Source organism: Pseudomonas grandcourensis (genome assembly GCF_039909015.1).
In the GTDB taxonomy this organism is placed as follows: Bacteria; Pseudomonadota; Gammaproteobacteria; order Pseudomonadales; family Pseudomonadaceae; genus Aquipseudomonas; species Aquipseudomonas grandcourensis.
In genome coordinates, this window is the sequence record NZ_CP150919.1 from 5,996,218 (window position 1) to 6,010,321 (window position 14,104).

Genomic DNA, 14,104 nt, shown 5'->3' on the forward strand with positions numbered 1-14,104 from the left:
GGGCTCGTCGTGCACCCGTAGGAGCTGCCGAAGGCTGCGATCTTCTAACCAATCAGAAGCCTTGTGGAGTCGAGCGGGCGACAATGGCTTCCACGTCCAGGCCGCGCGGCAATGCGCCATACACTCGGCCGCCGCCATCCAGTCGACTGGCAATAAACGCATCACTGACCACCGCATTCCCGGCTTCCAGCAACAACTTGGCCTGCAACCCCAGGGCAATGTCTTCCGTCAGTTGGCGGGCACGGTACTGAATGTCGCCGGTGTCCTTGAAGGCCGCCTGCAATTGATTGATGTGCGCCGCCAGGCGCTTGTCGCCATGGCCATCGCCCAACTCGCTGAACAGCGCATCGAGCACACCCGGCTCTTTCGACAGCGCTCGCAGTACATCAAGGCACTGCACGTTGCCGGAACCTTCCCATGTCGAATTCACCGGTGCCTCGCGGTAAAGCCGCGGCAGGATGCTGTCTTCGACATAACCTGCGCCGCCCATGCATTCGGCCGCTTCGTTGATCATGGCCGGCGCCCGCTTGCAGATCCAGTACTTGCCCACCGCCGTCACCAGCCGGGCGAATTTGGCTTCCTGCGAATCATCCAGATGATCCAGCGCCCGGCCCATGCGCAGGCTCAAGGCCAGGGCGGCTTCGCTTTCCAGGGCCAGATCCGCCAGCACGTTCTGCATCAACGGCTGTTCGCTGAGCAGCTTGCCGCCAACCGAACGGTGAGCGCAGTGATGGCTGGCCTGGGTCAGCGCCTGACGCATCAGCGAACTGGAACCGACCATGCAATCGAAACGGGTCATGGCGACCATCTCGATGATCGTCGGAACGCCACGCCCCTCTTCACCGACCATCCACGCCAGTGCGCCACGGAACTCCACTTCGCTGGAAGCGTTGGAGCAATTGCCGAGCTTGTTCTTCAGGCGCTGGATATAGAATTGATTGCGCGTGTCGTCCGGACGATGGCGCGGCAGCAGGAAACAGGTCAGGCCCTTGTCGGTCTGCGCCAGGGTCAGGAAGGCGTCGCACATCGGCGCCGAGCAAAACCACTTGTGCCCCACCAGTTCATAGGCCTGTCCCGGACCGCTGGCACCGACCGGATACGCCTTGGTGGTATTGGCCCGCACATCGGTGCCGCCCTGCTTCTCGGTCATGGCCATGCCGATGGTGACCCCGGCCTTGTGGGCCATGCCGACATTGCGCGGGTCGTATTCGGTGGCGAGGATTTTCGGTAACCACTTTTCCGCCAGGTCCGGTTGCAAACGCATGGCCGGCACACTGGCGAAGGTCATGGTCAGCGGGCAGCCGCTGCCGGCTTCGGCCTGACTGTGCAAGTAAGTCATGGAAGCGCGGGCCACATGGGCGCCGGACTGCGGATGAGCCCAGGGCAATGAGGTCAAACCATGCTCAACCGCCGTGCGCATCAATTGGTGATAGGCCGGGTGAAATTCCACCAGATCGATGCGATGACCGAACCGGTCATGGCTGTTGAACACCGGCTTGTTCTGATTGGCGAGGAACCCGGCTTCCATCAACGGGCCACCGGCCAGCGCGCCGTAGGCGTCGATCCGCGATTCGGCCCAACCGGCCCCGAACCGCCGCGACCATTCCTGCAACGGCAAGTCGATGCGGTACAGGTTGGCGCCGTCCAGTGACGGTGGCTGGTTGGTGACTTCGTGGGTTTCGGCGAACTGATGCAGGTTCATGACAGGGCTCCTTTGGTTGGCCAAGGGACTTCAGTTAAGCACCGCCCCTCGGCCGATCAAAGTGTCATATGCGCCTAACTGTCGGCGCTTTCGCCCTGTTGCGAACAGAGCACACGGCGGTAGAGGGCGGCCTGCAAGTCTTCGAATTTCACCGGTTTGTTCAAGTGATCAATCACCGCGCCGGTCGGGCAGCGCTCACGGTCACAGCCCAGGGCAATCAAGAACAACGGCAGCTCGGCATAACCGGGTAACGCGCGGATCCGGCAGCACACCGACTCACCGTTCAGCAGCGGCAACTGACAATCGACCAGCGCCGCGTCAAACACTTCGCGCTGCAAGAGATCGAGCGCGGCATCGACGCTGTCGGCCGTACGCACGCGAAAGCCCAACTTGAGCAACATGCCGCGCATCACCAACTGGCTGATGTCGTTTTCATCCACCAACAACACGGCACAATCCTGAGGCAAGCGCAGGCGCGGAAAATCCCGGGTCATCAACGGCGTCACCGGACGCTCGGCCACCGGCAGACCGACTTCCACATCCAGCTGAAACCGGCTGCCGCGTCCTGGCTCGGAGCGATGAGTCAGGCGCCCGCCGAGCAATTCGACCAACTGTCGGCAAATCGCCAGGCCAACCCCCAGGCCGCCGTATTCACGGGTCATCGAGCCATCGAGCTGGAAGAACCGTTGATACATCGTGGCCTCCCCCAAATCGGTGAAACCAATGCCGGTGTCGATCACCGCAAAGGTCAAGGCCAGCCGGTCGGGTTCGATGGTCTTGCCGGTCACCCGCAGGGCCAGACCGCCGACCTTGGTGAACTTGATGGCGTTATCCAGCAGGCATTCCAGGCACTGCGCGATCTTGACGTTATCGCCGCGCAAGCGATCCGGCACACCTGGCGCGACTTCGACCTTGAAATCCAGCGACTTGCCCGATGCGTTGCCCTCGAACTGCGTGCGCAGAGCCTCGACCACGCCACGCAAGCTGAAGGTGTCGGCCGAGGCCTTGAGTTTGCCGGCCTGCAATTCGGTGAGGGTGAGGATGCCGTTGACCATGCGCATCATGTCCCGCGCCGACCCCGAAGCCGTCTGCTGGTACTGCTCAAGCTCCGGGTCCATCTCGACCGTCTGCATCAGCTCCAGCGAACCGATCACACCGTTCATGGGCGTGCGCAATTCGTGGGTCAGGGTGGCAAGGAACTCGTCCTTGAGCTTGTTACTGCGAGCCAGTTGCTGGTTGAGGACTTCAAGCTTCTGGCTGGCGTCGAACAGGGTTTGCGCCTGCTGCTCGCGCATGGCATTGATGCGATCGGCCAGCGCCAGGGACAGCAGCGCCACTTCGATGGCCGAGCCGATCTGGCTGGAGTACATGGTCAGGAACACATTCGGCAGGTAGCCCAGCACCATCAGTGTATTGACGATGCCACCGAGCAAAAACGCCGACCAGGCAATGATGAAATACCGCGCTACTCGCAGGCCCCGCAGCCAGGCAAAGATCCCGGCGGCAAAAATCACCACGGTGAACGTCAGCGCCAGGGCCGTGGCCAGGCGCAAGGCCAGGGCATAGCTGGTCATCAACGACAGGCCGACCACCAGCGCACCGAAGCCAACCAGCGCCAGCAACAGGCGGTCGAGCCAGCGACTGTGGGTAGCCATTTGCAGGAAACTGCGGGCGAACTGACTGCCGAACAGCCCCGCACAGCCGATGAAAAACGGCGTCGCGGCGTTGGCCCACCACGGATTGTCCGGCCAGAAATACTGCACGGCCGCACCGTTTACCGACAGCTGATACAAACCGAACGAGGCGATATAGAAGATGTAGTAGAGGTAACTGGTGTCGCGCACGCTGAGGTAGATGAACAGGTTGTAGACCAGCATCCCCAGCAGCACGCCATAGATCAGCCCCAGTACGTAGAGGCGCACGGGCTGCTCTTCGAGGTAGGCGGTGCTCGACCACAAGGTGACCGGCGCCTGAATCGAGCCTTCGCTTTGCAAGCGCATGAAAACGGTTTCGGCCTGATCCGGCTTGAACGTCAGGTCGAACAGATAGTTGTTCTGACGAATCTCGCGGCTGGCGAAGGGCAAGGCATCGCCGGTCTGACTGACCAACTGATAGTTGCCGGCCGCATCGGGCAAATAGAGATCGAGATGATCGAGGGGCGGATAGGCCAGTTCCAGCAGCCAGGTCCTTTGCGCCGCCGGGTTGGCCGGACGGTAATGCAGGTCGATTTTCAACCAGAACACGGAACGCGAGTACCCGGCGTTGAGCGTGTCCTTGTGGTGTGGTTTGAAGTTGCCGGCCGCAGCTTGCGCACGGATATCCGCGATGGTCGCCTGACCACCTGCGTCCTCATAGACCTGCAGGATTCGGCCCAAGGGAAGGCTTTGAGTGAACTCATCGAACTCGACGGCGTTCGCCAGGAGGGGCAAACACAACAGCAACATCAACAAATAGCGCATTGAAGCCCCAGCGTGGCCTGTCCGGTTCTGTCAGGAAGCCCCCCATTCCTTTTGAGCAGACGTAAAACCGGCATCACCTGTTATTGGTTTGGATCCACTCTAGCATAGCCGTTGATGGCCATTAAACACCATTGAAATTTTTCCTGCAGAGGCTCTAGGACGGGCGTTTCAGCGACACCACTGAACGATTATCAATGACAGGAAAATCACAGTGGCGAGGGGGCTGGCCCCTTCGCCACAATGTATCGACCAAACACACTGCCACAACACCCGAAAAACAGGTTTGGTGGTAAGCTCGCGCACCATGAATATCTACAGCTCTCGCCCCGTTGTCCTCTGTCTCTCCGGCCACGACCCAAGTGGTGGCGCCGGCTTGCAGGCAGATATCGAAGCCCTGCTCGCTCAGGGTTGCCATGCGGCTCCGGCCGTCACCGCCCTGACCGTGCAAGACACCGTCAACGTCACGGATTTCCGCGTCCTGGACCGTGAGTGGGTACTGGCCCAGGCCAATGCCGTGCTCAACGACTCAGAAGTCGCGGCGGTCAAACTGGGCATGCTCGGTTCTCTGGAAATGGTCGACACCGTGGTCGAACTGCTTTCAGCGCATCCGCATTTGCCGGTGGTCTGCGACCCGGTGCTGCGCGCCGGCGGTGGTGGACGCCTGGGCAAGGACGAAGTCGGCTACGCCATGCGCGAACGCCTGCTGCCCTTGTCGATCATTGCGACCCCCAACCTTCCCGAAGCCCGCATCCTCGCCGAACTGCCCGAAGGCACCGCGGATGAGTGCGCTGAAAAACTCCTGCCGTTCGTCAAACACCTGCTGATCACCGGCGGCCATGGCGACGAAACCGAAATCCACAATCGCCTGTACAGCCGCGACGGCCTGCGCGAAACCTTTACCTGCCAGCGTTTGCCGGGCAGTTATCACGGTTCCGGATGCACCCTGGCCAGTGCCCTGGCCGGTCGTCTGGCCCAGGGCGAAAACCTCGCCAGCGCCGTGCAGACCGCGCTTAACTACACGTGGCGCACCCTGCGTGATGCCGAGCAACTGGGCAAAGGCCAGTTCGTGCCGCGCCGCTTGCCACTGGATTTCTGTTCGTAACTTCTATTTGTATGCGGTGAGGCTTGTCCGATGAAACTACGTGGCCTGTACGCCATTACCGACAGCCATTTGCTGGACGGTAAGTTGCTCAAGTACGTGGAGGCGGCGCTGGAAGGCGGCGTCACCTTGCTGCAATACCGCGACAAGAGCAGCGACGAGGCCCGCCGCCTTCGTGAGGCCGAAGCCTTGCGCGGGCTGTGCGAACGCTACAAGACGCAGTTGATCATCAACGACGACGCCGAGTTGGCGGCACGCCTGAACGTGGGCGTGCACTTGGGCCAGACCGACGGCCCGCTGACACCGGCCCGTGCACTGCTCGGGCGCCAGGCGATCATCGGTTCAACCTGCCACGCACAGCTCGAACTGGCCGAACAGGCCGCCAAGGAAGGTGCCAGCTATGTCGCCTTCGGCCGCTTCTTCAATTCGAACACCAAGCCCGGCGCCCCGACCTGCAGCCTCGACCTGCTCGATCAGGCCCGCAAGCAGTTGCACTTGCCGATCTGCGCGATCGGCGGCATCACCCTGGATAACGCCGCCCCACTGGTGGCCCATGGCGTCGATCTGCTGGCGGTGGTGCATGGCCTGTTTGGCGCCGAGAGTGCGGCTGAAGTGACCCACCGCGCCCGCGCCTTCAACGAATTGTTTTCTATTTAAGCTTTAAATCTGATTTGAGAGCCCGATCATGTCTCGTTCCGAAACCCTGTTTGCCAATGCCCAGAAACACATTCCCGGTGGCGTGAACTCGCCGGTTCGCGCTTTCAAGAGCGTCGGCGGCACGCCGTTGTTCTTCAAGCACGCCGAAGGCGCCTATGTCACCGACGAAGATGACAAGCGTTATGTGGATTACGTCGGTTCCTGGGGTCCGATGATTCTCGGCCACAGCCACCCGGACGTACTGGACGCCGTGCGCAAACAGCTTGAGCACGGTCTGTCCTACGGCGCCCCGACCGAGATGGAAACGCAGATGGCCGACCTGGTCTGCTCCCTCGTGCCGTCGATGGAAATGGTGCGCATGGTCAGCTCCGGCACCGAAGCGACCATGAGCGCCATTCGCCTGGCCCGCGGCTTCACCGGCCGCGACAGCATCATCAAGTTCGAAGGCTGCTACCACGGTCACTCCGACAGCCTGCTGGTCAAGGCCGGCTCCGGCGCACTGACCCAGGGCGTACCGAGCTCGGCCGGTGTACCGGCGGCATTCGCCAAACACACCCTGACCCTGCCGTTCAACGACATCGACGCGGTAGAAACCATGCTCGCCGAAGTCGGCCAGGACGTAGCCTGCATCATCGTCGAGCCAGTGGCCGGCAACATGAACTGCGTGCCGCCGGCACCGGGCTTCCTCGAAGGCCTGCGGACCCTGTGCGACAAGCACGGCGTGGTGCTGATTTTCGACGAAGTGATGACCGGTTTCCGTGTCGCCCTCGGCGGCGCCCAGGCGTACTACGGCGTGACGCCGGACCTGACCACCTTCGGCAAGATCATTGGTGGCGGCATGCCGGTCGGCTGCTTCGGCGGCAAGCGCGAAATCATGCAGCGCATCGCCCCGCTGGGCCCGGTCTACCAGGCCGGTACGCTGTCCGGTAACCCGCTGGCGATGGCCGCAGGCCTGACCACCCTGCGCCTGATCAGCCGCCCGGGCTTCCACGCCGAGCTGACCGACTACACCACTCGCCTGCTCGACGGCCTGCAACAGCGCGCCGATGCGACGGGCATTCCGTTCGTGACCACTCAAGCGGGCGGGATGTTCGGCCTGTACTTCAGCGGTGCCGACGACATCGTCACCTTCGATGACGTCATGGCCAGCGACGCAGCCCTGTTCGGCCGCTTCTTCCACCTGATGCTCGAAGGTGGCGTGTACCTGGCACCGAGTGCATTCGAAGCCGGTTTCACGTCGATCGCCCACGGCGAGGCTGAACTGAAGCTGACCCTGGACGCCGCCGAGCGCGCCTTCGCGGCCTTGAAGTAACGCTCAAATGCTGACGCTGGCCCTTGCCAGCGTCAGCTTTCGCCTGCATTCCCAGGTTTTTTCCTGCTCATCTGCTGATAATCCCCTGCAAAGTGGGCGATAAATTTCCCGCGCAGCAGAAAAACGAGTAAAGACTTTGTAAGGTTGGCCCTGCTTATTTCATAATGCGCGCTTATTGGATCCCCTCGATGGGTCCGCGCGCCCTTCAGAGGTAAGTCGATTCCCATGAACCGCACCGGCCGCACCCTTGCACTGGGCTGCCTGTTGCTTCTTCAGCCCCTGCTCGCGCACGCACAAGCAGGCGGCAACTCGTTGTTAATCCCAGCGATGGGTCGCTGCACCCTCAATACCCAGCCGCAAGACCTGGAACAGGCCCTCGCCGCCTGCCAGAAAGCGTCGGAAGAAGGGGATGCGCAAGCGCAATACGAGTTGGGTGAGTTCTACTACGAAGGCAAAAACACGCCGCGCGACCTCAATCAAGCCCTGAGCTATTTCGAAAAAGCCTCGCTGCAAGGCCACGCCCAGGCACAATTCAAACTCGGGACCATGTTCTTCCACGGCGAAGGCGTGCCGGCCAATAACGTTCAGGCGTACATCCTGCTGAAAATGGCGGCGGTCAACGGCGCCGAAGATGCCCTGGACACCGCCGACGAAGTCACCGAAAAGATGCCCCGCGAAGAACTGGAGCTTGCGACCCAGGTGCTCGGGCAAATCTTCCGTAAATATTTGATGGAATTGCAGAGCGCTGACGGGCGTACGCCTTTCGCGCCTCTACCCTGACAGCGACTCGGTACCCTGTGGCGAGGGGGCTTGCCCCCGTTCGACTGCGCAGCAGTCGTAATTCAGCAATGCGGTTTATCTGAAAGAAAGCGGTGCCAGGTTTTAGGGCCGCTACGCTGCCCAACGGGGGCAAGCCCCCTCGCCACAAAAGCTCACTTCACTCCAACTTACTTCTCAGGCATCGGCATCGGGAACGGCATGACATTGCCGACCGCGCCACGGGCTTCGCTGATTTTCGGTGTTCCCATACGCTCGACTTCGTCGATGCGCACGATCGAATGCATCGGCACAAAACTGCGCACCACGCCTTCGAACTGAGCCTTGAGTTTTTCTTCGCTCGGATCGACGACCACTTGCGTGCGCTCGCCAAAGACGAACTCTTCCACTTCCAGAAAGCCCCACAGATCACTTTGATAGATCTGCTTGGCGTACATTTCGAACACCTGGCCCTGGTTGAGGAAAATCACCTTGTAGATTGGAGCTTCACGTTTGGTCATGGCAGGCGAGCAACACATCGGGGGATAAAAATGAGGGCGCGAACTATAGCATAGCCATCGGACGCGCAGCGGTAGGAACCACGGGACATGTTCCCTATAATGCGCGGTTCTTTGAATCACGTGATGACTCTCTCCATGGCCAAGAAGCTTTACATCGAAACCCACGGTTGCCAGATGAACGAGTACGACAGCTCGCGCATGGTCGATCTGCTGGGCGAACACCAGGCCCTGGAAGTCACCGCCCGCGCTGAAGACGCCGACGTGATTCTGCTCAACACCTGCTCGATCCGCGAGCGTGCCCAGGATCGCGTCTACTCCCAGCTCGGTCGCTGGCGCGAACTGAAGCTGGCCAACCCGGACATGGTGATCGCCGTCGGCGGTTGCGTGGCCAGCCAGGAAGGCGCAGCCATCCGCGATCGCGCACCGTACGTCGACGTGGTCTTCGGCCCGCAGACCCTGCACCGCCTACCGGAAATGATCGACGCCGCGCGCATCACCAAGCTGCCGCAAGTCGACGTCTCGTTCCCGGAAATCGAAAAGTTCGACCATTTGCCCGAGCCCCGCATCGACGGCCCGAGCGCTTACGTGTCAGTGATGGAAGGTTGCAGCAAGTACTGCACGTTCTGCGTGGTGCCCTACACCCGCGGCGAAGAGGTCAGCCGGCCGTTCGACGACGTGCTTGCCGAGATCATTCACCTGGCCGAAAACGGCGTGCGCGAAGTGACGCTGCTGGGGCAGAACGTCAACGGCTATCACGGGACGACTCATGATGGGCGCCTGGCCGACCTGGCCGAGCTGATCCGCGTGGTCGCTGCGGTCGACGGCATCGACCGCATCCGCTACACCACGTCGCACCCGCTGGAGTTCTCCGACAGCCTGATCCAGGCCCACGCCGACGTGCCGGAGCTGGTCAAGCACTTGCACTTGCCGGTGCAATCGGGCTCAGACCGCATCCTCGCCGCGATGAAGCGCAACCACACCGCGTTGGAATACAAATCCAAACTGCGCAAGCTGCGGGCCGCCGTGCCGGGGATCTGCATCAGCTCGGACTTCATCGTCGGCTTCCCGGGCGAAACCGAGAAGGACTTCGAGCAAACCATGAAGCTGATTGCCGACGTCGGCTTCGACTTTTCCTACTCGTTCGTCTACAGCCAACGCCCGGGCACACCGGCCGCCGACCTGGCCGATGACACCCCGGAAGAGCTGAAGAAAGAACGCCTGAATGCCTTGCAGCATCGTTTGAACCAGCAAGGTTTCGAGATCAGCCGACAAATGGTCGGTTCGATCCAGCGGATCCTGGTGACCGATTACTCGAAAAAAGACCCGGGCGAGCTGCAAGGCCGGACCGAGAATAATCGTATCGTCAACTTCCGCTGCGATAATCCGACCCTGATCGGCCAGTTCGCAGATGTGCACATCGATGCCGCGCAGCCGCACTCGCTACGGGGCTCGTTGATCCAGTAACACTGAAGATCCCTGTGGGAACGGGCTTGCTCGCGAATGCGGTCTGTCAGCTACATTATTGTCGACTGACACACCCTCTTCGCGAGCAAGCCCGCTCCCACAGGGACAGCGCCAGGCCAGTGAATTAACTTGGTCTGCATAAGAGCTTTCGCACCCACGCCACTGGCGCTATCCTTGATTCATCACTATTGCCCCAGGGCGGCTAAATACGACCTTGAACGCACCCATAGAACCACATCGTTTCATCCTCGAGCCTTTTGAAGCTCGTCGCTTCGCCAATCTGTGCGGGCAATTCGACGAGCATCTGCGCTTGATCGAACAGCGCCTGACCATCGAGATCCGCAATCGCGGAAACCAGTTCGAGCTGATCGGCGAACCCAAACACACCACCTCCGCGGAAAACCTCCTGCGCCGCCTGTACCGGGAAACCAAGGGTACCGAGCTGTCGCCGGACATGGTGCATCTGTTCCTCCAGGAATCGGCCGTCGAGCAGCTGGACAACCACTCCCCCGCCGAACCGTCCGTGGCCTTGCGCACCAAGAAAGGCATGATTCGCCCCCGTGGCTTGAATCAAGTGCGCTACGTGAAGGAAATCCTCGGTAACGATATCAACTTCGGCATCGGCCCGGCCGGTACCGGCAAGACCTACCTGGCCGTTGCCTGCGCGGTGGATGCACTGGAGCGCGAGCAGATTCGCCGCATCCTGCTGGTTCGTCCGGCGGTCGAAGCGGGTGAAAAACTCGGCTTCCTGCCCGGCGACCTGTCGCAAAAAATCGACCCGTACCTGCGCCCGCTCTACGACGCGCTCTACGAAATGCTCGGCTTCGAATACGTCGCCAAGCTGATCGAGCGCCAGGTGATCGAAGTCGCGCCGCTGGCCTACATGCGCGGCCGTACGCTGAACAACAGCTTCATCATTCTCGACGAAAGCCAGAACACCACGGTCGAGCAGATGAAGATGTTCCTGACCCGGATCGGCTTCGGTTCCACGGCCGTCATCACCGGGGACATCACCCAGGTCGACCTGCCGCGCGGCACCAAGTCCGGCCTGCACCATGTGATTGAAGTGCTCAAGGATGTGCCGGGGATCAGCTTCACCCATTTCCAGCCCAAGGACGTCGTGCGCCATCCACTGGTGCAGCGCATCGTCGAAGCCTACGAGCGCTTCGAAACCAAAGCGGCCGATGATGCCGCCGCCAAGGATAGCCGCCGCGATGCTTGAGCTTGACCTGCAAATCGCCACCGAAGCCAACGCCCCCAGCGAAGCCGAGTTCCGCCAGTGGTGCGAACTGGCTTTGCGCCAGCGCACCGCCGACTCGGAGATGACCATTCGTCTGGTCGACGAAGCCGAAGGACGCGAGCTGAACCACACCTGGCGGCAAAAGGATTACGCAACTAACGTCTTGTCATTCCCGGCCGACGTGCCGGATGAGTTCCTCGACATCCCGCTGCTGGGCGATCTGGTGATCTGCGTGGCCGTGGTCGAGCGCGAAGCCGCTGAACAGGGCAAGGCGCTCAAGGCCCATTGGGCACACCTGGTGATTCACGGCTGCTTGCATCTGCTTGGTTACGACCATATTGATGACGAGGAAGCCGAAGAAATGGAAGCACTGGAACGAACGTTGCTTGCAGAACTGGGCTTTCCCGATCCGTACGCGGACGACGAAACCGACGCATCCCCTACCGAAACAACAAAGGATTCAGAGTAATCGCTATGAGCGAAGATCGATCGAGCAACGGGCAGAAGTCATGGCTGGGTAAGCTCACCCAGGCTTTTGCCCACGAGCCGAAAAACCGCCAGGAGCTGCTGGAGCTGCTGCGCGATGCACACCAGAACAAACTGCTGGACAGCGAAGCGCTGGCCATCGTCGAAGGCGCCATCCAGGTGGCTGACTTGCAGGTCCGGGACATCATGGTCCCGCGCTCGCAAATGGTCAGCATCAAGGCGACCCAGACACCCCGCGAGTTCCTGCCTGCCGTGGTCGACTCGGCCCACTCCCGTTACCCGGTCATCGGCGAAAGCCACGATGACGTGATGGGCGTGTTGCTGGCCAAGGACCTGCTGCCGTTGATCCTCAAGGAGAACGGCGACAGCTTCAACATCAAGGACCTGCTGCGCCCGGCCACCTTCGTTCCGGAATCCAAGCGCCTTAACGTGCTGCTGCGCGAGTTCCGCGCCAACCACAACCACATGGCCATCGTCATCGACGAATACGGCGGCGTGGCAGGCCTGGTGACCATCGAAGACGTGCTGGAACAGATCGTCGGCGACATCGAAGACGAACACGACGTCGAAGAAGACAGCTACATCAAGCCGCTGCCCAGCGGTGACTTCCTGATCAAGGCCCTGACACCGATCGAGAACTTCAACGAGTTTTTCGACAGCGAGTTCTCCGACGACGAATTCGACACCGTTGGCGGCCTGGTGATGAGCGCGTTCGGGCATTTGCCAAAACGTAACGAAATCACTGAAATCGGCCCGTACCGTTTCCGCATCCTGAACGCCGACAGCCGTCGGATTCACTTGCTTCGCCTGACGCCCATTGCTCGCTAAGGATTGAAATGCGCTGGACAACCCGCCCCGGCTGGCCCGGTAACCTGCTGGCCGTGGCGGCCGGTGCAATCACCACACTGGCCCTGGCGCCGTTCGATATCTGGCTACTGGCACTGCTCGCCGTCGGCCTGTTCTATGCCGGCCTGCGCGAGCTGAGCCCACGTCAGGCACTGGGTCGCGGCTGGTGTTTCGGTTTCGGCCTGTTCGGTGCCGGCACCAGCTGGATCTACTACAGCATTCACCACTTCGGCGGCGCGTCGGTATTGCTCGCCGGTTTCCTGATGCTGCTCTTCACCGCGGCGATTGCCTGGTTCTTTGCCCTGCCCGCCTGGATCTGGGCGCGCTGGCTGCGCCGAAATGAAGCGCCGCTGGCCGATGCCTTGGCCTTCGCGGCGCTGTGGGTCGGCCAGGAAGCCTTCCGCGGCTGGTTCCTGACAGGTTTCCCGTGGTTGTATTCCGGTTACAGCCAGCTCGATGGCCCGCTGGCCGGGCTCGCCCCCATCGGCGGGATGTGGCTGATCTCCTTCACCCTGGCCCTGACGGCCGCCTTGATCTACAACGGCTTGCGCCTGGTTCGCACAGGGCGCAAAGGCTTCATCGCTGCCGGTGCATTGCTGCTGGTCGGGCCATGGCTGCTCGGCATGGCCCTCAAACATCATGCCTGGACCAGCCCGTCGGGCCCGCCACTGAGCGTCGCCGCCATTCAGGGCAACATCGAACAAAGCATGAAGTGGGACCCGGCGCAGCTCAACGCGCAACTGGCGCTATACCGCGACATGAGCTTCAGCTCCAGGCGCGTCGATCTTCTCATCTGGCCGGAAACGGCGATCCCGGTGCTCAAGGAGTCCGCCGAGGGCTACCTGAACATGATGGGCAACTTCGCGGCCGAACGTAAATCGGCGTTGATTACCGGTGTCCCGGTCCGCATGGAGGTACGCCACGAGAAGCGCTTCTTCAATGGCATCACCGTTACCGGTGAGGGCGACGGCACTTACCTCAAGCAAAAACTGGTGCCGTTTGGGGAATATGTTCCGCTGGAAGATGTGCTGCGCGGGCTGATCGCCTTCTTCGACCTGCCGATGTCGGACTTTGCCCGCGGCCCGGCCGACCAGCCTCTGCTGCAAGCCAAGGGTTACCAGATCGCGCCGTTCATCTGTTATGAAGTGGTGTACCCGGAATTCGCCGCCAGCCTTGCCGCCCGCAGCGACCTGTTGCTGACCATCAGCAACGACACCTGGTTCGGCACCTCCATCGGCCCGCTGCAGCACCTGCAGATGGCGCAGATGCGTGCGCTGGAGGCCGGCCGCTGGATGATCCGCGCCACCAACAACGGCGTATCCGGCCTGATCAACCCGTTCGGTCAGATTACCGATCAGATCCCGCAGTTCGAACGCGGCATCCTGTATGGCGAAGTGGTGCCGATGCACAACCTCACACCGTACCTGGAATGGCGCTCGTGGCCGTTGCTCATTCTCTGCGTGTTGTTGTTTGGCTGGGCGCTGATTGCGAGCCGGATGGCCAAGACTGTCTGAAGATTTGAGGCGACGGTGGAAAGATCGCAGCCTCGTTTCATTCGACCG

At 61.3% G+C, this 14,104-nt stretch carries 12 protein-coding genes; 9 read left to right on the forward strand and 3 right to left on the reverse strand.

Annotated features, from left to right (window positions below):
* Positions 1-52: 52 nt before the first annotated feature.
* Together AABM52_RS26945 and AABM52_RS26950 are read right to left on the reverse strand one after the other, a co-directional pair.
* A complete protein-coding gene (locus tag AABM52_RS26945) occupies positions 53-1,702 on the reverse strand; it encodes an acyl-CoA dehydrogenase family protein (protein ID WP_347909302.1) in 1,650 nt (549 codons plus the stop codon).
* A gap of 74 nt (positions 1,703-1,776) precedes the next feature.
* Positions 1,777-4,161: a 7TM diverse intracellular signaling domain-containing protein gene (locus tag AABM52_RS26950; protein WP_347909304.1), complete on the reverse strand. Its 2,385-nt coding sequence runs from the start codon at positions 4,159-4,161 to the stop codon at positions 1,777-1,779.
* A gap of 304 nt (positions 4,162-4,465) precedes the next feature.
* Between AABM52_RS26950 and AABM52_RS26955 the strand changes: the two genes are divergently transcribed.
* From AABM52_RS26955 to AABM52_RS26970, 4 genes are all read left to right on the forward strand, one after another.
* Positions 4,466-5,263: a hydroxymethylpyrimidine/phosphomethylpyrimidine kinase gene (locus AABM52_RS26955; protein ID WP_057713171.1), complete on the forward strand. Its 798-nt coding sequence runs from the start codon at positions 4,466-4,468 to the stop codon at positions 5,261-5,263.
* A gap of 30 nt (positions 5,264-5,293) precedes the next feature.
* Complete coding sequence (thiE, locus tag AABM52_RS26960; RefSeq protein WP_347909306.1) at positions 5,294-5,917, forward strand: thiamine phosphate synthase; 624 nt, start codon at positions 5,294-5,296, stop codon at positions 5,915-5,917.
* Between the two features lie 28 nt (positions 5,918-5,945).
* Entirely contained in the window at positions 5,946-7,229 is a 1,284-nt protein-coding gene (hemL, locus tag AABM52_RS26965; RefSeq protein WP_347909309.1) for a glutamate-1-semialdehyde 2,1-aminomutase, read from the forward strand.
* A gap of 225 nt (positions 7,230-7,454) precedes the next feature.
* Entirely contained in the window at positions 7,455-8,009 is a 555-nt protein-coding gene (locus tag AABM52_RS26970) for a tetratricopeptide repeat protein (RefSeq protein ID WP_151214175.1), read from the forward strand.
* A 167-nt stretch (positions 8,010-8,176) separates the two neighbouring features.
* On the opposite strand, the gene AABM52_RS26975 is transcribed toward AABM52_RS26970, so the two are convergent.
* The gene (locus AABM52_RS26975; RefSeq protein WP_008052403.1) at positions 8,177-8,506 is read right to left on the reverse strand and encodes a DUF1820 family protein; all 330 of its coding nucleotides are present in this window, start codon (positions 8,504-8,506) and stop codon (positions 8,177-8,179) included.
* A gap of 135 nt (positions 8,507-8,641) precedes the next feature.
* On the opposite strand from AABM52_RS26975, the gene miaB reads away from it, so the two are divergent.
* The 5 genes from miaB (at position 8,642) to lnt (ending at position 14,056) form a co-directional block, all read left to right on the forward strand.
* Positions 8,642-9,970: a tRNA (N6-isopentenyl adenosine(37)-C2)-methylthiotransferase MiaB gene (gene miaB / locus AABM52_RS26980; RefSeq protein ID WP_347909313.1), complete on the forward strand. Its 1,329-nt coding sequence runs from the start codon at positions 8,642-8,644 to the stop codon at positions 9,968-9,970.
* A 214-nt stretch (positions 9,971-10,184) separates the two neighbouring features.
* Positions 10,185-11,192, forward strand: coding sequence for a PhoH family protein (locus tag AABM52_RS26985; RefSeq protein WP_056728837.1), 1,008 nt, complete (start codon positions 10,185-10,187; stop codon positions 11,190-11,192).
* A complete protein-coding gene (gene ybeY, locus AABM52_RS26990; protein ID WP_347909315.1) occupies positions 11,185-11,679 on the forward strand; it encodes an rRNA maturation RNase YbeY in 495 nt (164 codons plus the stop codon). Before AABM52_RS26985 ends, ybeY begins: the two co-directional genes overlap by 8 nt.
* Before the next feature lie 5 nt (positions 11,680-11,684).
* Positions 11,685-12,524 (forward strand): HlyC/CorC family transporter, encoded by an 840-nt coding sequence (locus AABM52_RS26995; RefSeq protein WP_027924283.1) that lies wholly within the window; start codon positions 11,685-11,687, stop codon positions 12,522-12,524.
* An 8-nt stretch (positions 12,525-12,532) separates the two neighbouring features.
* A complete protein-coding gene (gene lnt, locus AABM52_RS27000) occupies positions 12,533-14,056 on the forward strand; it encodes an apolipoprotein N-acyltransferase (protein WP_347909319.1) in 1,524 nt (507 codons plus the stop codon).
* Positions 14,057-14,104: the final 48 nt, after the last annotated feature.